Raw genomic sequence first — 19,345 nt, 5'->3', positions numbered from 1 at the left:
CTATGCCACATAAACACCAAGAAAATGTTGAGCAAATTTATAGCGAAATTATTAAACTAAATCCATTTGATGCTGTTGTTCTTGCCAAAAAAATCAACGATAGTTTATTAATTGAAATGATGAACGCAAAAGCTCTAACACTTTCAACGACAATTCACTCTTTTGAAAAAGAGATTCCTGCAAAAGATTTCTTCCATTTCATTGATTTGGATCAATATGAGAGGTTATTTAATCGAACTGAAGGTGAAGTAGAGTACTTCATCCATAATGAAAATGAGCAAACATATGCAATCTGTGTACAAGCTATTATGATTGGAGAAATACCATATTTTTCAATTATAATCCGCCAAGAAACAAATAAAGCTACTGCCAAACATTTACTATTTGTTGAGCAGTATGTAGATCCAATTATTACAATAGATTTAGATGGCACAGTTATTTATACAAATAATGCTGCGTCTGAAAAACTGTTTGAAGATAATTCATCAATTATTGGACAAAATGTATTTAAAATAATTGATGACGAATACAATATGCAATTTAATATATTAATTAAAAATACTTTAAAAGGTTTCCCGATGGGGATGCCTAAATTGGTCATAAAACATGAACATTTCACTCAAGAGTCATTTAATATAATGACTATTCCTACCTATTGGAACAACCAATTAATCGGTATTCATATTATTCTTAAAACCATTAATGAATTCTTTATTGGTGATGGCAGTCCATACCAATTAATAAGTTATCAGGATGAGTTAACAGGACTATTAAATCGCAAAGCATTAAATGAACAATGGAATGAAGAAATTAGCACTTTCAAAGATGGGCTAAACATCGCATTAGTTCTTGCCGATTTAGACCGATTTAAAAAATATAATGAATCCTTAGGTAAGAATTCTTCTGATTTGTTATTAAAAATGGTGAGTAGACGATTCGCAAAATTACGAAATGAGTTTTGTGAAATTTATCGATATAATGGTGACGAATTTGTTTTTATCCTTAGGTATTATTCGAGAGATGAAATCGAAGCTTTAGCAAATAAAATACTGCAAGCTTTCAAAGATCCTTTTATACTAGATGAACAAGAATATTTTATTACTACATCGATTGGAATTTCACTTAGTACTTTTGGCCATAATAATGACTTAGAATCGGTTTTACACCAAGCAGAGCAAGCAGTATATTATGCAAAGCAAAATGGACGATTCCACTATCGATTTTATAGAAGTGAAATGAGTCAAGCATTTCCTAATGAAGTATTAATGGAAGCTCATTTAAAACGAGCGATTGAATTTAACGAATTATCCATTCACCTACAACCACAAATTGATTTGCATACAAAAATGATTGATAGTTTTGAGGCATTAATACGTTGGAATAATCGTAAATTTGGTTACGTACCACCATCACAATTTATATCAATTGCTGAAAGTTCTGGTTTAATTATCCAAATAGGTGATTGGGTATTAGAACAAGTGTGTAAAAACTTGCAGCAATGGAAGAAAAAAGGGTACCGCCCGGTAAGAATTGCAGTAAATATTTCACCTAAGCAATTTAAAGAGGAAAACTTTGCGTTGAAAATTGAACATTTGTTATCTAAATATAATATCGAGCCGAAATATTTAGAATTAGAAATTACAGAAAGTTCGATGGTTAATGTAAATGAAACCCATACAATCCTTACTAAATTAAAACAACTTGGTGTCTTTGTATCAGTTGATGATTTTGGTACTGGCTATTCGAGTTTAAGTTACTTAAAGAAATATCCTATTGATATTATTAAAATTGATCAGTCCTTCATTAGAGATATTAGCAAAGATGAAAAAAATGAAGCAATTATAAAAGCAATCATTACATTATCTCAAAACCTTGGAATGGATGTTGTTGCTGAAGGTGTTGAAGAAAAACTGCAAGAACAGTTCTTAAAACAACATAATTGTCAAAAGGGTCAAGGTTACTTATACAATAAACCACTACCAGTTGACCAAATTATTGAGGAATATTTAATAAATTAATTCTAATGTAAGTCGGCAGAATCTGTCGGCTTTTTAGTATGGAAAGTTTTCCTTTAAATTTGGGTTCGGAATAAAAAATCACTCCTGTTGAATACTACTTATAAAATCAAAAGGAGAGTGATACAAATGGGAATGTGGACAATACCGCTCATTATTACTGGTGTTATAATCGTGGGAATATCCTATTATATGACAGTTGGTGTAATGAAAAGGACAGCCCATAGAGCGACAGCCTCGGATACTCCTATTAGTAAAAATGTTCGTGAACATCCAATTTTGATGAACCCAATTATTATTATGTACATTATTTTTGGATTGTTTACAGGCATTATGATTTTCTATTATTGGGCACGATACAAGTACTAATTTTGTTAATGAATAAAACTTGATATTAGGACAAGTAATAGAAGTCATTCACTGATGAATTCTATTGCTTGTTTTTTTTTTGTTAATGTTTTTTGAAAACGTTTTCAATGTATACAAATAACCGTGGTTTATTGTCATGGTCATAAATTGGTCATATATGATATGATAATAATAGTAGTAGCAGTTCTGAAAAGGACGCAAAAAGGGGTAATGGGAAATGATTTCTACAAATACAAAAGCATTATTAGAACGGCCAATCAGTGATTTTATCATTTCTTCGGAGAAAGTTGCACATGTGCAGATTGGAAATAGTGCTGAGCATGCACTTCTTGTCTTAACAAAAACTGGCTATTCATCTATACCCGTCTTAGATGTTAAATATAGACTTCATGGCCTACTCGGTATGAAAATGATTACAGAATCAATCCTAGGATTAGAACGAATTGAATATGATAAACTTCCTTCCATAAAAGTTGATGATGTGATGGATACGGATGTAGTACATTTAAAAAATACTGATACTTTTCAAAGAGCACTAGATTTGGTGATTAACCACGCTTTTTTATGTGTAGTCGATGAGGACGGAACATTCGTTGGGATATTGACAAGACGAGTGATTTTAAAACAATTAAAAAAATATATCTATCAAGTAGATTAGTAGAATAAGAAATAGAGAGTCGGCAAAATCCTATAAAAGGTTTTGTCGATTTTTTTTAACAATAACCTTATGTAATGTAAGATTTATTAAAGATGTAACGAAAAAACGATATTTCAAAAAATTATGGTTAAATTAAAGAAGTATCAAATAGGAGGAGCATAAGTGACAACAACTGAAGCTGAAATTATAAAAATACTTGCTGAAGAAAAAAACATGAGAAAAGCAGCAGAACGATTATTTTTAACTCAACCTGCTTTATCCCAACGTTTGCAATCGATTGAAAAAGATTGGGGAGCAAAGCTATTTATACGTTCTCAAAAAGGCTTAACTCCAACACCAGCAGGAGAGTTAGTCATCCAATACGCCATTGATTCGATTACAAAAAAAGAGGAAGTCTTTGAAACAATCCAAGCAATGAATTCAAAAGTACATGGAACATTAAAAATTGCGTGTGCTTCTATTGTTGGCCATAACTGGTTACCGAAAGTATTAAAAGATTTCGTCACAAAATATCCCGATGCAAAAATATCTTTAATCACGGGATGGAGTTCTGAAATTGTTAAAGCCTTATATGAAGGGGAAGCACATATTGGTATTGTACGAGGACAAGCAGAGTGGAAGGGGAAAAAAATTCATTTATTCCAGGATATGATGTACCTAGTCGATCAAGAAATTACTAAGATTGATGAAGTACTTACGACGGATCGGCCATTTATACAATTTAAGAGTGATTCAAATTATTATCAGGAAATTCAACTTTGGTGGCAACGTCACTTTTCCTCTAACCCACGTAGACAAATTATTGTTGACCAAATTGAAACTTGTAAACAAATGGCAATGAATGGTATTGGCTATGCAATATTACCCTCGATTACGTTAAATGGTGAAGAAAATGTAAATAAAATACCATTGTCAACTAGTGAGAAAGATATAGGACTGACACGAGATACTTGGCTAATCGGTTACGAATCTTCTTTTGAACTAAGACAAGTTGATGCTTTCGTAGATGTAGTAAAGGATCATGCAAGTACAATTTATAAATAATGAGAAAATATGGAATTTAATAGAATTAAATTGAAAAAAATAGAAAAAAATACGTGCTATTTTAACTGATTTTTTGTACAATCTTAACATGTTTTAAGAATGAGAGGAGCATCTTTGTGAACAGAAAATTAAATGCACAAGAAATTATTGATTTTATTTCAAATTCTAAAAAAGTAACACCTGTAAAAGTATATATTCAAGGTGAAAACGTTGCGCAATTATCGTACGGTGAAAATACAAAAGTATTCGGTGAAGGTTCAAGCGCGGTTGTTTTTGGGGAATGGGCAACAATTGAAGTTGCTTTAAAACAACATGCCAATCTGATTACAGACTATGTCGTTGAAAATGATCGTAGAAATTCAGGAGTACCTTTACTTGACTTAAAATATCAAAATGCACGTATTGAACCAGGAGCAATTATTCGTGACCAAGTTACAATTGGCGATCAGGCAGTTATTATGATGGGAGCAATTATTAACATCGGTGCTGAAATTGGTGAAAAAACAATGATAGATATGGGAGCAATTTTAGGTGGCCGTGCGATAGTAGGTAAAAACTGTCATATTGGGGCAGGTACTGTTTTAGCTGGTGTCGTTGAACCACCGTCTGCAGCGCCAGTTATCATTGAAGATGAAGTTTTAATTGGTGCTAATGCAGTGGTTTTAGAAGGTGTTCGTGTAGGACAAGGTGCTGTTGTAGCTGCTGGAGCAATTGTCACTAAAGATGTAGAACCTTATACAGTAGTTGGCGGTGTACCAGCGAAAGTCATTAAGAAAATCGACGAAAAAACAAAATCAAAAACTGAAATTATCGATGCTCTAAGAAATATATAAGAAGGTGTAAACTATGGATTCCCTTATTCAGATACGTAGAGATCTTCACCAAATACCAGAGCTCGGCTTTCAAGAATATAAAACTCAAAAATATTTACTAGACCAGCTAAGTCAACTTCCACAAGACAATTTAACTATTACAACATGGAAAACAGGAATTATCGTTAAAATAGTCGGTAAGGACCCGACAAAAACAATTGGTTGGCGAACTGATATGGATGGATTACCAATTATAGAAGAAACAGGTTTACCCTTTACATCAACTCATGAAGGAAGAATGCATGCTTGTGGACATGACTTCCATATGACTATAGCATTAGCCTTAGTTAAATCCCTTGCTTTGAATCCACCAAACCAAAACGTAATAGTTTATTTTCAACCAGCTGAAGAAGGACCTGGTGGAGCTGAGCCCATGCTTGAATGGATAAAGCTTGAGCGTCCTGATCTTTTGCCAGATGAGATATATGCACTACATATTGCACCTGAGCACCCAGTTGGTACAGTTGCAACGCGTCCTGGATTGCTTTTTGCAAATACATCTGAACTTTTTATCGATTTAAAAGGTTTAGGTGGTCATGCTGCATATCCTCATAAAACAAGAGATATGACAATTGCATCGGCAAATTTGATCCTACAGTTACAAACAGTTATTAGTCGAAATGTCGACCCAATGGAAAGTGCAGTAATCACTATTGGTAAGATGACTTCAGGAACTGTACAAAATATTATTGCCGAAAATGCTAGATTAGAAGGAACCATTCGTACGTTAAATGCTAATGCCATGAATGATGTGAAAAAACGAATCGAAGCAATATGTAAGGGAATAGAAGCTTCGTTTGAATGTTCCATTTCTATCGATTATGGTTCAATGTATTATGAAGTGAATAATGATGAGGAATGTGCGAATAAACTTTTATCATTCGCAGAGCAATTTGAAGATTGTATACCTGTTTTGAGTCCTGCTGCAATGACAGGGGAGGATTTTGGATATTTCCTAAAAGAAATTCCAGGAGCGCTATTCTGGGCGGGGGCAAACTGTGAATACGGTTTACATCATGCAAAAATTTCGCCAGATGAAAAGTTACTTCAGGTTAACGCGAAATTCGTTGAACAATTTCTTAGAACTTTATAATAATCAAAGGAGAAGAAAACAGATATGTGTTTGTTTTCTTCTCCTTTTTATTATTGCACTGTATACCCGCCGTCTAATACGACAGCTTGACCAGTCATGCCCTTTGCATCCTCACTTGCAATGAATAATACTAAATTTGCCACTTCTGAAACATCAAGCAAACGTTTTTGAGGAACGAGTGGATAAATGACTTCTTCTAAAACACTCTCTAAAGGTACATTACGAGTTTTTGCTAAATCAGATAGTTGGTTGCGCACTAAAGGTGTATCAACATATCCAGGACAAATAGCATTCACTGTAATGCCATCTGTTGCAGTTTCTAGTGCAGCAACTTTTGTTAAACCAATAACGCCGTGTTTAGCAGAGTTATATGCAGCTTTACCAGCAAATCCAACTAAACCATTAATGGATGCAACGTTAATAATTCGTCCGAATTTTTGATTTCGCATATGTGGAAGAACGTGTTTGATTGTCATAAATGGTGCGGTTAACATAATTTTAATTAATAGTTCAAAACGATCTGTTGGAAAATCCTCGATCATTGCAACGTGTTGCATCCCCGCATTATTAATCAATATATCAATCTTCCCAAAATGATCGATGGTAGCATTTATAGATTGAACAATTTCTTCTTCACTAGTTACATCACATGTAAGACCAATTGCTTGGTTACCAAGTGAAGATGCCGCTTCTTTTACTTTTTCTTCGTTTTTATCGGTTAGGACAATTTTTGCCCCTTTGGAATAAAATGCTTTTGCAATTTCAAAACCAATTCCTTGTGCTGAACCTGTAATGAACACAACTCTATTTTCTACCAACTGAAACATACCCCCTAAAAAGAACTTTTGCGCGGATTTTAAAATAAATTATAAACCTAAACCAAATGAGAATAAGACAATTGCAATAATTACGCCAATTACTGGAGTTACAACAGTTGTTGCAGCCATAGACCAGTAAGCATCCTTATGTTTTTCTCCACAGACAGATTGAATAGTTGTTACAACATAACCGTTATGTGGTAAAGAGTCTAATGCTCCTGAAGAAATGGCTACGACCCTATGAAGAGCTTCTGTATTTACTCCAGCTTCAATATATCCCGGTGCAATTAATGGTAAAGCAATCAACTGACCACCAGAAGCAGAACCTGTCATCCCTGCAATGACGGAAACAGCAACTGCTGCTCCAATTAACGGAGAACCTGGGATACTTGTCATTGCCTCAACTGCCACATTAAATGCTGGTACAGCTTTTGCAACACCACCAAATCCTACAACTGCTGCCGTATTTCCAATAGCAATAATCGCACCAATTGTACCTTGTGATACAGCTTCCCAAGGATCTTTGAAGTATTTCCAACTAACGATAAATGTCGCAATAATACCACCTAAAAGGGCAAGGATTAGTGCGGATTGCGCTAAATCATGGTGGAAAATAAATGAAATAATTAACACAACTGCTAATGGAATAAATGAAACTATTGGATTTGGTAATGCACGTGTCGTATCAAATGTAGGGTCTGATTTACGAGCAACAAATTTCTCACCTTTATCAACAGCTTTTTGAATAAGGCGTTTTAACCACCAGTAACCAAATACCGCCATAAAGACTGCTACAATAATACTAACTTCCCAACCAGCATATGGAGTTGTCCCTAAATATTCGATAGGAATCCAGTTTTGAATTTCTGGAGAACCTGCAGATGTCATAGTAAATGTAACGGACCCTAAAGCTAATGTAGCAGGGATAAAGCGGCGTGGTAAATCTGCTTGCTTAAATAAAGAAATTGCCATTGGATAAACTGAGAATGCTACTACGAATAATGAAACACCACCATATGTTAAGACCGCACAGGCAACAACAATTGCGATTACTGCATATTTCATCCCTAGTTTATCGACGATGAATTTGGCAACGGCATCTGCAGCACCACTATCTTCCATAACTTTACCAAAAACTGCTCCAAGTAGAAACATTAAATACCAAGACATTATGAATCCAGTAAAACCTGACATGTAACTCGTTACAAAGTTCGCCATACCTTCTTCAGCCAACTGTGGAAATAATGGCATTCCAGATAATATTGCGACAAATAGGGCCGAGAGAGGCCCTACTATAATAATGTTAATACCTTTCATAGTTAGCCAAATAAGTAGAATAAGACCTCCAATTAGCCCAATCATACTGAAAATAAGAGCAGTATCCATTTATAAACCCCCTTTAAATTAAATCAGTTTGAAATTTAATAATTGTTGAATATAAGTAAGAAAAATTCGCAATACGTTATCTACGCTTGTCTAAAGTCTAGTTTTGAGAATCACTCCTTTACTTTTCTAGATTAGAAACGCTTACAAAGGATATTGAATTGAAGATAATCCACTATATGCAGTAATATGTTTCAAAAATGTGAACGTGGTTTTACTTAGGAATTCCAGAAATCCGGATTGTTTTTTGCTGATGTATTTTGCAAACCTATTTAGAAAGAGCAAAAAAAATCCAACATTTCGGAAAGCCTTCCGGAATATTGGAAATTGGGTCATAAGTTGTGTTTTTTAATTTTTTCGTAGAGGGTGGAACGACTAATACCAAGTTGTTCTGCAATTTTATTTTTATCTTTTTCAACTTCGAGATACTCTTTAATTACTTGACCTTCGACGTGGCTTAATATTTCCTCCAATGTGCCATTCGAACGAATAAAATTAGAAGGTTTCCGACGTAGATGAAAAGGTAAAGAATCTTCGGTTATTTCTTCACCATCCGCTAGATGGACAATTGCTTGAATGATGTTTTGTAATTCGCGAACATTACCTGGCCAGTCATAGTTTTGTAATGCCCACAAAACTTTACGGTGAACTTTAATCGTTCTTCTTCCTGCTTCGGCACAAAATTTGTTAATAAATGTTTGAATAAGTTCAGGTAAATCTTCAATTCTTTCACGAAGGGGAGGGACAAGTAGCGTGATCGATTGAATTCGATAAAATAAGTCTTCTCGAAACTTCTTCGCTTTTACTAAATCTAAGAGTGGTATATTGGAACTTACTAGTACTCTTGTGTTAATAGAAATCTCATGATCGGTACCGACTGGTTGTATTGTGCCTTCTTGAATCATTTTCAATAGTTTTGCTTGGATTGTAAATGGCAGTTCATTAATTTCTTGGATATATATAGTTCCGCCGTCTGCAAGTGAAAGTCTACCTTTCTTTAAGTTTGTTCCATCCCACTTCCCGAACAATTCAACTTCTAACAAGTCAATTGGAATAATAGAACAATTAATGTTAACGAACGGCTTTTCATACCGATCAGATAAATGGTGAATACTTCTTGCACATAATTCTTTACCAGAACCTATTTCACCTTCAATTAAAACAGGAAGTTTAGTAGGTGCTATGATTGAAATTGTTTCCTTTATTTTTCGAATTGCATTTGAAGATCCTATTAAACTGGGTAAACTATTGAGGCTTTCCATTGTTGATTTCATATTTTCATCAATTTTTTCTAAAGTTTTTTGAACGTGAGAGTTTAGTTTTTTCCAGTCATTGACGTCTCGAAACATAACGCTACCAAATGCTCCAACAATTTCGCCATCAACATAAATTGGAATACGATTTGGTAGCATATAGTTACCTTTTATATAATGTGGTGCAGCAATTTGAGCTACTCCTTTTTCTATAACAAGATGCATCTCTGAATTTTCAATAACTTCTCCTACATATTTACCTATTACATTTTCACGCTCTACCTCCAGGAAATCGCAATACTCTTTATTGATATAAATAATCCTTGCATTTTTATCGACAACAACAAACCAAGAAAAGGAAGTTTCTAATATTTGTTCTATAACTTTAGGCGATAGATTTTTAATGCATTCTCCCATTCAAGTCACCTCGTGCTTATATAGTGTTTTTATATACTATGAGAGAAGATAAGTTTCTAGCAGATGTTTTAGAAAGTATAAAAAAGAAGCTATCATTGAAATTTGATTTCAAGATAACTTCATAAAATTTATGATTTCACTTCTGACTGTACCAAAGTTGGAGCATTTTTTCGATTCCATCCATAGGCTAATACGAAACAGCCGATTAAAATAATCGCTCCAAAAATAAATGGTGAAGGTAAACTCCACTCAAGGAGTATTCCAGCTAATGCAGGACCGATCATATTTCCTAAACTCATATAAGCATTGTTCATGCCAGCAGCAAATCCTTGATCACGATCAGCCATTTTAGATATTAACGTATTGACGGCAGGACGGATAAAAATTGTCGCCACTTGGAAAAGTGTCGCTACTGTTAATATGACAAAATAGCCGTTAACAAAAATCATTAAGAACATTGTGATGGCTGCTGCAACTAAGTTAATTAATATAATTTTCATTTCACCATATTTCTTAAATAATATATCGATTATGAACATTTGAAGTATGACACCAACAAAGCCACCAACAGTAATAACGATTGCGATATCAGCTGGAGCATAGTTAAATTTTAGTTTTAAAAACATGGATAATGTAGATTGGAAATTCGCAATTCCAAAACTAAACGTAAAGACAACAATTAATAAAATAAAGTAAGGTGTTTTTACTGATCGTACAAGTTGCTGCAATAGATTTTCACGTGGAGGACGTTGTACATCTACTTGAAGCTGTTGCTCTTGTGATTTTGTTTGTACATTAGGCAATATGATTAAAGAGAGAAGGGCAGTAATTAATGCAACTATACCCGAAGCATAAAAAGGAAAATGTAAGTTTACTTCAGCTAAAAAACCACCGATTCCAGGTCCAATCATAAAACCAAGGGAGATTGCAGCCCCTAATTGACCCATCCCTTTTCCACGTTCCTCTGGTGTTGTAATATCGGCTACAAAGGCCATTGTTGGTGGCATAATAAATGCTGCACCTAGACCAGTTAAAAATCTTGCAACGAACAAGACCCAAACTTCACTTGCTAATCCGAATATTATTTGTGAGATACCATAAATGATAAGTCCAATGATGATGAAGTTTTTTCTGCCGTAGCGGTCTGACAAGTCACCAGCAACTGGGGAGAATAGAAATTGTGCTAATGCAAAACTAGCAATTAAAAACCCGAGTACCTGGCCACCTACACCAAAAATCTCGAGATACGAAGGTAATACAGGAATAATAATTCCAATACCGCCCATTGTGATAAACATGTTGAACATTAAAATAATTAAGGCAAGCTTTTTGGCTTTTTGAGACACTACGTTCACCTACCCTTTGTGGTCATCCTAAAACTGTCTTTATAGAAAAGTAATACTCATTAGCTTAACATAAAATGACAGGAAGCACTACCATTATGCAAATGAGCTAAAAAGAGAATAGGAGATTGTAATTATAAGATTCTATGTAGTGTCTTGTAAATTAAGTAAATGAGAAGATGAAATTCGCGAATAAATACTAAAGCGCAATTAACCTTTCAAATATCGCAAGTAAATCGAGTGAAACCGCACGTAACTAGAACGAACTCGCAATTACCCCAACAGAACCCGCGAATAAATCGAGTTATTCCAAATACCCCAACAATATACATAAAAATAAAAAAGGCCGCTCTGAAGCCGAGTCATTCATTACTCATGCTTGCAGAACAGCCACTTTGATTTCCAATCAAGTCAAATTACTTATCGTAAGGACATTTTAAATTCTAAGAAATACTCATTGTATTTACCTAACCATTCAAGACCTAGGTTTTCGTATACTTCTAATTTTTCACGGAGTTCCTCACTTGGATAGAAGCGTTCGTCTTCAATAACCTCTGGGTCCATTAATTCCATCGCTGCTGCGTTTGGTGTTGAGTATCCTACATAATCATTATTCTGTGCTGATACATCTGCATCTAACATAAAGTTAATGAATGCATGTGCACCATCAATATTCGCCGCTGTTTTTGGGATAACAAAGCTGTCAAACCATAAGTTAGAACCTTCTTCTGGAACAGCAAAGTCTAAATCCTCATTTTCCCACATCATATCTGCAGCTTGACCTGACCAAGTAAGAGCAACTGTTGCTTCATTATTAATCATTAAAGGAGTAATTTCATCTCCTATGATTGCCTTAATATTAGGAGATAAAGAAATCAATCTATCCGTTGCTTGACGTAAAAGTACATCATCTTTAGCATTTAATGATTCTCCAAGGGAGTTGAGGCCCATTCCCATTACTTCACGAGCGCCATCTACTAAAAACACTTTGCCTTCAAGTGTTGGGTCCCACAAATCTTCCCACGATTCAAAAGTTAAATGTTCTTCTACCATTGTTGGGTTAAAAACGATACCAACAGTTCCCCAGAAATAAGGAATTGTATATTTGTTTCCTGGATCAAAGGCTAAGTCTAAGAAGTAAGGATCGATATTTTTCATGTTCGGTATTTTTGAATGATCTAAGGGAATAAGTAAATCTTCCTCTTTCATCATTTCCACCATATATTCAGAAGGAACAGCGATATCGTATGCTGATCCACCTTGTTGAACTTTCGTCATCATTGCTTCGTTTGAATCAAACGTTTCATAAATTACTTTAATGCCCGTTTCTTCAGTAAATTGAGCAATCAAATCTGGATCGATATATTCTCCCCAGTTGTAAACTGTAATCGTATCTTTACTACCTTGCGTACCACCTGCTTCTAACTGATGAGCAGCAAAGAAAAGCAGGGCACAAGTAACAATGATTGCAATTGTTGCTTGAACTAATGATTTCATTCTTGCACCCCCGTATTGCAAACTTTCGTACGATTTGTTACAAAATAGTAACCAACAACAATAAGTACTGTGGCAATAAATACAATACCTGAAATTGCATTAACCGTTAGTGTAATTCCAGCACGTGCCATTGAATAAATTTCAACCGATAATGTTGAGAATCCATTCCCTGTTACGAAAAATGTTACCGCAAAATCATCAAGGGAATATGTAATTGCCATGAAAAATCCGGCAAATATTCCGGGCTTGATATAAGGGAGAATGACTCTAGTTAGAACCTCTCTTTTTGAAGCTCCTAAATCTTGCGCAGCGTCGATTAAAGATGTATTCATTTCAAGTAATTTTGGTAATACCATTAATACAACTATTGGAATACTAAATGCAATATGTGAAACAAGTACAGAAGTAAATCCAAGTTTCACACCAATCATTGTAAATAGAATAAGGAAACTAGCACCAATTACAACGTCTGGGCTAACAATTAACACATTATTTAATGACAATATTGAATTGCGCATTTTTTTATTCTTTACTGAAACGATTCCAATAGCACCTAATGTCCCTATAACTGTTGCAATTAAACCTGAAAGTAATGCAATAATAACGGTATTTATTAGAATCACTAAAAGTCTTGAATCATCAAAAACATCTTGGTAATGTTCCAAAGTAAATGATTCAAAGTTATTCATCGTGCCACCACTATTAAATGAATAGAAAATTAAATAGAAGATCGGCGCGTATAAGATGATAAAGACAATTCCTAAGTAGACTCTTGCACCAGGTGATAATTTTGTCACTATACGCGACCTCCTTTCGATTTTTGGCCGGTGAATAACATAATAAGTACCATAAATAAAATTAAGAATACTGCAATTGTTGATCCCATACCCCAGTTTTGAGCAACTAAAAATTGTTGTTCAATTGCTGTACCTAAAGTAATGACTTGGTTACCAGCAATTAGACGTGTAATCATGAATAGTGAAAGGGCAGGAATGAATGTAACTTGTATACCTGATTTTACCCCTTCAATTGTTAACGGAAATATTACACGGCGAAACGTTGTAATTCGATTTGCACCTAGGTCCCTAGCTGCATAAACAAGTGTTGGATTTAATTTGTCTAGTGCATTAAAAATAGGAATAATCATAAATGGTATGAAAATATAAACTGCAACAAATATAAAACTAAAATCTGTAAAGAGAATTTGTGTCGGTTCAATCCCAAAACTTTGCGCAAATGCATTAATTGGGCCATATAATCCAAAGATGCCTATAAACGCATATGTTTTTAATAATAGGTTAATCCAAGATGGGATGATGATGAACATTAGCCATAAGTGTTTATGCTTTGTTTTTGTTAGTAAGTAAGCTGTTGGGTAAGCAACGATAAGAGTAAATAATGTAATTAAAAATGCGTACCAGAAACTAGTTAAAGTCATTGTTAAATAAGCAGAAGAAAAGAAGTTCGCATAGTTTGCTAGCGTAAAATTACCATTTAAATCTAACAGTGAATAATATACGACCAATAGAATTGGTGCGATTACAAAAAGAGCGATCCAGATAATATAAGGAAATAGAGGTCCTTTTGCTGCTTTATTTGCCATTTTCATCTTCCCCGTAAGATTCTAATCGTTTATCAAATTCTTCTTCTGTTTCATTTAAACGCATAACGTGAATTGCTTCTGGATCGAAGTCTAAACCAATTTCTTTTCCAACATCTGCTTTTTTCAATGAATGAACTAGCCACTCATTACCATCTCTATCGTAAGTTGATAATTCATAATGAACCCCACGGAATAGCTGAGTATCCACTTTAACAACTAATTTACCTTTATCAACTGTTGTAATTTCTAAGTCTTCAGGACGGATAACTACATCGATTTTTTCGTTTGGTTTCATCCCTTGGTCAACACAATCAAACACTTTTCCATTAAATTGAACTTTAAAGTCATCAATCATTACACCATTAACAATATTAGATTCACCGATAAAGTCAGCAACAAAACGGTTAATTGGTTCATCATAAATATCAACTGGTGTACCAGATTGTTGAATTTCACCTTCGTTCAGCACGAAGATTTCATCTGACATCGCTAAAGCTTCTTCTTGGTCGTGAGTAACAAATACAAATGTTTTACCTAAACGTTGTTGTAATTCGCGAAGTTCATACTGCATCTCTGAACGTAATTTTAAGTCAAGGGCAGATAATGGCTCATCTAGTAAAATTACTTCAGGATCATTCACGATTGCGCGTGCAATAGCGACACGTTGACGTTGACCACCAGACATTTCTGATATTTCACGGTTACCAAAACCTGATAAGTTTACAAATTTCAATGCTTCTAATACACGTTCGTTTATTTCGATTTCCTTCATTTTCTTGATTCGTAACCCGAATGCTACATTTTCGTAAACATTTAAATGTGGAAATAGGGCATAATCTTGGAATACGGTATTTACTTGTCTTTCGTTTGCTGGAACATTGTTAATTTTCTTTTCATTAAAATAAATACTTCCATTTGTTGGTTCAGTAAATCCTGCTATCATACGTAAAATGGTAGTTTTACCACATCCTGATGGACCTAATAATGTGTAAAACTTTCCTTTTTCAAGCTCAAAATTTACATTTTTTAATACAACTTCATCATCATAAGATTTTGTTACATTTTCAAAACGAATAATTGTGTTACTCAATATTCTCGCCTCCAAGCCTATAAATATGATTCTGTTGCTACTAGAAGCAACTCTGTTTTTCCGTTGTTTGCATTGAATAATTGATGATTACTCGAAGCTTCGTAATACACTGCATTTCCTTCACCGGCGATATATTCTTCATCTCCAATAACGACGCGAATGCGCCCTTTCAAAACATAAATAAATGTCTCAGCTAGTGAGGGCTCAAATAATTTATATTCTCCACCATTTTCTAGTGTTATGTAGACTGGTTCCATCTCCTTTTCATTTGAAGTAGGAATTAGCCATTTAATTTCGTATTTTTTTTCTTCATCATAAAAGGTTGTTTGGTCATCTTCGTTATAAACAATTTTTTCTTCAATTGTTGAATCATCAAAAAACTCTCTTGGAGTAGTTCCCAAAACCTCCAATATACTGAAGAGTGTGTCAATGGATGGTGAATTCAAATCTCTTTCCAGTTGAGAAATGTACCCTTTAGTTAAATCTGTTCTTTCTCCAAGTTCTTCTTGTGTTAGACCTTTTTTTAGACGTAATGATTTGATTTTTCTTCCTATTTGCATCATGCATTCTTGCTCCTTCGAAGTTTAGTCTTCATAAACTTTTAGTTTAAGAAGTTTACAAATACAAAACCTAAAGTTTACAATAACGATTATCATTATACATAAAATATGGTAATATTCAATATGTTTTTTAGCAATTTTTCCAAAAATTCATAATTGGAATTAGTTGATGAACAGAAATTTAGGTTTTTGAATTTATTATTAGTATCTGTTGTTGTTGGATTTTTACTATTATTAAGGAGGAACATGTAGATGAAGTTACGTTCGCCATTACCAAAGCTAAGTGGCCCTACTACGTGGATTAATGGAGAGGTAAAACGTGAACAACTAATTGGAGATAAAGCCACTCTCGTTCATTTCTGGTCAGTTAGTTGCTACTATTGTAAAGAATCGATGTCAGATATAAACAAAATACGTGATCAATATAAAGATATCTTAAATGTTATTTCAGTGCATATGCCCCGAACGGACGAAGATACCTATCTAGCTAATATAAAAGAAATGGCCAAGAGATTAAACATAACTCAACCAATTTTAGTTGATAATGAGATGATAATAACAAATCGTTTCGATAATCAAATAGTACCTGCATATTATCTTTTTGATGAGTACGGCGTTTTACGACACTATCAAGCAGGAGAAAGTGGGATGAGATTGCTAGAAAATCGTATTAAGAGGATATTAAATATCTATTAGTACAATCATTACTAATAAAATTCAAAATTTGTACTAAAAAGCTATTTAGAAAATAATCTTTTTAAATAGCTTTTTTCATTTACTAAAAAGTGGAGTTCGTCTTATAACTCTTGGTTATAAGACTCATCAAAAAATAGTGTTACATTTTGTGAGAAATTTTCAATATAATCAAGTTAATTTATTTGATGGGAGTTTGAAGACTGTGGAAAAAATCGAACAAATGAAGGACCAATGGAACGCTAATTTATATGATGGGAACCATTCGTTTGTATCTAAGTATGGAAATCAGTTACTGGAACTACTTAAACCAAAAGCAGGAGAAATCATTTTGGATTTAGGGTGTGGTACGGGAGATTTGGCGAAAAAATTGCTAGACTGTGGTGTAAAAGTAATAGGGATTGATAAGTCAGAAAACATGATTGGGCAAGCAAAGTCAAAGTATCCAGAAATTGCGTTTGAAATCCAAGATGCAACATCACTAAGGTATGAAGATGCATTTGATGCAGTCTTTTCAAATGCTACCCTTCACTGGGTTCAACCACCTAAAAAGGCGTTAGAATGTATATATGCCAGTTTAAAAGTAACTGGGCGCTTTGTAGCAGAATTTGGTGGTAAGGGGAATGTCCAAACGATTACAAATGAAATTATTAAGCAAATTAATAACGCAGGACATAAATTTGATGTAAAAAACAATCCATGGTATTACCCAAGTATTGGAGTGTATGCTAGTTTAATGGAGAGTGTTGGGTTCCGAGTTTTATTTGCAAAGCATTATGATCGACCAACACCTTTAGAGGGTGAAGATGGATTAAGAAATTGGATAAAAATGTTCGGGAATCAGTTATTTGAAGGTATTAGTCAAGAACAAGTAGAAAATATCATATGTGAGGTTGAACGCTCATTAAAGCCAAAATTATTTGACGGAAAGAAGTGGCTTGCAGATTATAAAAGGATTTGTGTGGTGGGACTAAAAGAATAAGAATAACTGACTAATTAGAGGGAGGAAATAGAATGCGGCAAATCATTGCGCTTGGTGGTGGAGGTTTTTCAATGGAACCTAACAATCTAGCACTTGATGAATATATACTTAAACAATCAAATAAGAAACAACCAAAAATATGTTTTATCCCTACTGCTAGTGGAGATGCTGAAGGCTACATAGCTAGATTTTATGAATCGTTTCAAAAACTTCCATGTGAACCTTCTCATTTATCGCTTTTTAAACCACCAACGAGAGATTTAGAGGGATTTGTGTTAGAAAAGGATATATTATATGTGGGTGGGGGAAATACAAAAAATTTACTCGCGTTGTGGAACGAATGGGGATTAGATAAAATAGTAAGATTAGCATATGAACAAGGAGTTATTCTTTCTGGCTTAAGTGCAGGATCCATCTGCTGGTTTGAAGAAGGGCTTACAGATTCATATGGGGATCAGTTAGACCCTATTAATGGTTTAGGATTACTAAAAGGGAGTCATTGTCCACATTATGATGGGGAAGAATTAAGAAGGCCAACCTATCAAAACTATATACAAACAAACCGACTAAAACCGGGTATTGCGGCTGATGATGGTGTTGGGATTCATTATTTAGATGGAGAAGTCAATAAAATTGTTAGCTCTAGACCAAATGCAAAAGCCTATCATGTAACAGCATTTGATGGGGCATTTATTGAGAAACAACTCGAAACGGAATATTTATGTTAACAGAAAATAGAATTCTCATTTTTACAATGGAGTAGGTGTGGGTTAAAATACTCTTGCACTAACTCATTTCTCGCGGAGGTATAATATGAAAAAAGAATTCGTAGTCATTGGTCTAGGACGTTTCGGAGGGAGCATTGTGCATGAGCTTATTCGCCTTGGCGCCGATGTAATGGCCATCGATGCTCATTCCGAACGAGTAGATGAATACGCAAAAATTGCAACACAGGCCGCAGTGGCAGATACGACAGATGAAGAAGTAATTAAATCGCTAGGTATTCGTAATTTTGAACACGTTATTGTAGCGATTGGCGAAAACATTCAAGCAAGTATTCTAACAACCTTAATATTAAAGGAACTAGGTGTTCCAAATGTAACAGTCAAGGCTCAAAACGATTATCATGCAAAAGTTTTGGGGAGAATAGGTGCAGATCAAATCATCCATCCGGAACGTGACATGGGTATTCGAATAGCGAACAATTTAATGTCTAGTAATGTTCTAGATTATTTAGAATTATCCGATGAGCATTCCATTATGGAAATTAAAGCAAACGATCGAATAGCAGGTTACTCAATTAAAGATTTAGATATACGAGCGAATTATGGAATAAACATCGTTGGGATAAAACGCGATGATTCAATTATCATTTCTCCAACAGCAGATGAAAAAATTCTATTAGGGGACATATTGCTTGTGATTGGTGCGGTTGTGGATATTAACCGATTTGTAAAAAAAGCAATGGGATAATATAAGAAAGAAGACAAACAAAAAAGGTTTGTATGTAGATGAAAGACATCTAACATGCAAACCTTTTATCTGTTAATGTATAACATTTCTGAGTAATGTCTAGCTTCGAACGCCAGCTCCTCGGCAACTTCAAAACCGCCTGCAAGGTCAAAGAGCGCCCTTTTGTCGGTTTCTCCGAAGTA

Annotated in this window: 19 protein-coding genes; 10 read left to right on the top strand and 9 right to left on the bottom strand. The window is 34.4% G+C overall.

The window, feature by feature from the left end:
* The first annotated feature begins 2 nt into the window (after nucleotides 1–2).
* The 6 genes from CD29_RS01100 (at nucleotide 3) to CD29_RS01075 (ending at nucleotide 6,051) form a co-directional block, all read left to right on the top strand.
* Complete coding sequence (locus CD29_RS01100) at nucleotides 3–2,018, top strand: EAL domain-containing protein (RefSeq protein ID WP_036181943.1); 2,016 nt, start codon at nucleotides 3–5, stop codon at nucleotides 2,016–2,018.
* Between the two features lie 126 nt (nucleotides 2,019–2,144).
* Nucleotides 2,145–2,384, top strand: coding sequence for a hypothetical protein (locus tag CD29_RS01095; protein WP_036181941.1), 240 nt, complete (start codon nucleotides 2,145–2,147; stop codon nucleotides 2,382–2,384).
* A gap of 217 nt (nucleotides 2,385–2,601) precedes the next feature.
* Complete coding sequence (gene cbpB, locus CD29_RS01090) at nucleotides 2,602–3,042, top strand: cyclic-di-AMP-binding protein CbpB (protein WP_036181939.1); 441 nt, start codon at nucleotides 2,602–2,604, stop codon at nucleotides 3,040–3,042.
* Between the two features lie 162 nt (nucleotides 3,043–3,204).
* On the top strand, nucleotides 3,205–4,086 hold the full coding sequence (locus tag CD29_RS01085) for a LysR family transcriptional regulator (RefSeq protein ID WP_036181937.1): 882 nt from the start codon (nucleotides 3,205–3,207) through the stop codon (nucleotides 4,084–4,086).
* Nucleotides 4,087–4,202: 116 nt separating this feature from the next.
* The gene (gene dapD / locus CD29_RS01080; RefSeq protein ID WP_036181935.1) at nucleotides 4,203–4,919 is read left to right on the top strand and encodes a 2,3,4,5-tetrahydropyridine-2,6-dicarboxylate N-acetyltransferase; all 717 of its coding nucleotides are present in this window, start codon (nucleotides 4,203–4,205) and stop codon (nucleotides 4,917–4,919) included.
* Nucleotides 4,920–4,932: 13 nt separating this feature from the next.
* Complete coding sequence (locus tag CD29_RS01075; protein WP_036181932.1) at nucleotides 4,933–6,051, top strand: N-acetyldiaminopimelate deacetylase; 1,119 nt, start codon at nucleotides 4,933–4,935, stop codon at nucleotides 6,049–6,051.
* 50 nt (nucleotides 6,052–6,101) lie between these two features.
* Here CD29_RS01075 and CD29_RS01070 read toward each other — a convergent pair whose 3' ends face one another.
* The 9 genes from CD29_RS01070 to CD29_RS01030 form a co-directional block, all read right to left on the bottom strand.
* Nucleotides 6,102–6,869 carry a 3-hydroxybutyrate dehydrogenase gene (locus CD29_RS01070; protein ID WP_036181930.1) on the bottom strand — a complete coding sequence of 256 codons (768 nt, stop codon included), beginning with the start codon at nucleotides 6,867–6,869 and terminating at the stop codon, nucleotides 6,102–6,104.
* Nucleotides 6,870–6,917: 48 nt separating this feature from the next.
* A complete protein-coding gene (locus CD29_RS01065; RefSeq protein ID WP_197061727.1) occupies nucleotides 6,918–8,240 on the bottom strand; it encodes a GntP family permease in 1,323 nt (440 codons plus the stop codon).
* A 344-nt stretch (nucleotides 8,241–8,584) separates the two neighbouring features.
* Nucleotides 8,585–9,922, bottom strand: a complete 1,338-nt coding sequence (locus CD29_RS01060; protein WP_036181926.1) for a sigma-54 interaction domain-containing protein — start codon at nucleotides 9,920–9,922, stop codon at nucleotides 8,585–8,587.
* A gap of 128 nt (nucleotides 9,923–10,050) precedes the next feature.
* Nucleotides 10,051–11,268 carry an MFS transporter gene (locus tag CD29_RS01055; protein ID WP_036181924.1) on the bottom strand — a complete coding sequence of 406 codons (1,218 nt, stop codon included), beginning with the start codon at nucleotides 11,266–11,268 and terminating at the stop codon, nucleotides 10,051–10,053.
* A 417-nt stretch (nucleotides 11,269–11,685) separates the two neighbouring features.
* Nucleotides 11,686–12,762 (bottom strand): ABC transporter substrate-binding protein, encoded by a 1,077-nt coding sequence (locus CD29_RS01050; protein WP_036181922.1) that lies wholly within the window; start codon nucleotides 12,760–12,762, stop codon nucleotides 11,686–11,688.
* Nucleotides 12,759–13,559 (bottom strand): ABC transporter permease, encoded by an 801-nt coding sequence (locus CD29_RS01045; RefSeq protein WP_036181921.1) that lies wholly within the window; start codon nucleotides 13,557–13,559, stop codon nucleotides 12,759–12,761. Before CD29_RS01045 ends, CD29_RS01050 begins: the two co-directional genes overlap by 4 nt.
* A complete protein-coding gene (locus tag CD29_RS01040) occupies nucleotides 13,559–14,365 on the bottom strand; it encodes an ABC transporter permease (RefSeq protein ID WP_036181918.1) in 807 nt (268 codons plus the stop codon). Before CD29_RS01040 ends, CD29_RS01045 begins: the two co-directional genes overlap by 1 nt.
* The gene (locus tag CD29_RS01035; RefSeq protein ID WP_088322072.1) at nucleotides 14,355–15,458 is read right to left on the bottom strand and encodes an ABC transporter ATP-binding protein; all 1,104 of its coding nucleotides are present in this window, start codon (nucleotides 15,456–15,458) and stop codon (nucleotides 14,355–14,357) included. The genes CD29_RS01040 and CD29_RS01035 overlap by 11 nt, the downstream gene beginning before the upstream one ends.
* A 14-nt stretch (nucleotides 15,459–15,472) precedes the next feature.
* The gene (locus CD29_RS01030; RefSeq protein WP_036182128.1) at nucleotides 15,473–16,015 is read right to left on the bottom strand and encodes a helix-turn-helix domain-containing protein; all 543 of its coding nucleotides are present in this window, start codon (nucleotides 16,013–16,015) and stop codon (nucleotides 15,473–15,475) included.
* A 252-nt stretch (nucleotides 16,016–16,267) separates the two neighbouring features.
* Here CD29_RS01030 and CD29_RS01025 point away from each other — a divergent pair, with 252 nt between their 5' ends.
* From CD29_RS01025 to CD29_RS01010, 4 genes are all read left to right on the top strand, one after another.
* Nucleotides 16,268–16,711, top strand: coding sequence for a TlpA family protein disulfide reductase (locus CD29_RS01025; RefSeq protein ID WP_036181914.1), 444 nt, complete (start codon nucleotides 16,268–16,270; stop codon nucleotides 16,709–16,711).
* A gap of 202 nt (nucleotides 16,712–16,913) precedes the next feature.
* Complete coding sequence (locus CD29_RS01020) at nucleotides 16,914–17,690, top strand: class I SAM-dependent methyltransferase (protein ID WP_268870967.1); 777 nt, start codon at nucleotides 16,914–16,916, stop codon at nucleotides 17,688–17,690.
* 32 nt (nucleotides 17,691–17,722) lie between these two features.
* Nucleotides 17,723–18,418: a Type 1 glutamine amidotransferase-like domain-containing protein gene (locus CD29_RS01015; protein ID WP_036181912.1), complete on the top strand. Its 696-nt coding sequence runs from the start codon at nucleotides 17,723–17,725 to the stop codon at nucleotides 18,416–18,418.
* An 85-nt stretch (nucleotides 18,419–18,503) separates the two neighbouring features.
* Nucleotides 18,504–19,163, top strand: coding sequence for a potassium channel family protein (locus CD29_RS01010; protein WP_036181910.1), 660 nt, complete (start codon nucleotides 18,504–18,506; stop codon nucleotides 19,161–19,163).
* Nucleotides 19,164–19,345 lie beyond the last annotated feature (182 nt).

It is taken from the genome of Ureibacillus manganicus DSM 26584, from assembly GCF_000772945.1.
GTDB classification, from domain to species: Bacteria; Bacillota; Bacilli; order Bacillales_A; family Planococcaceae; genus Ureibacillus; species Ureibacillus manganicus.
The sequence above is the reverse complement of the archived record's forward strand: the minus strand, read 5'-3'. Positions and strand labels throughout refer to the sequence as shown.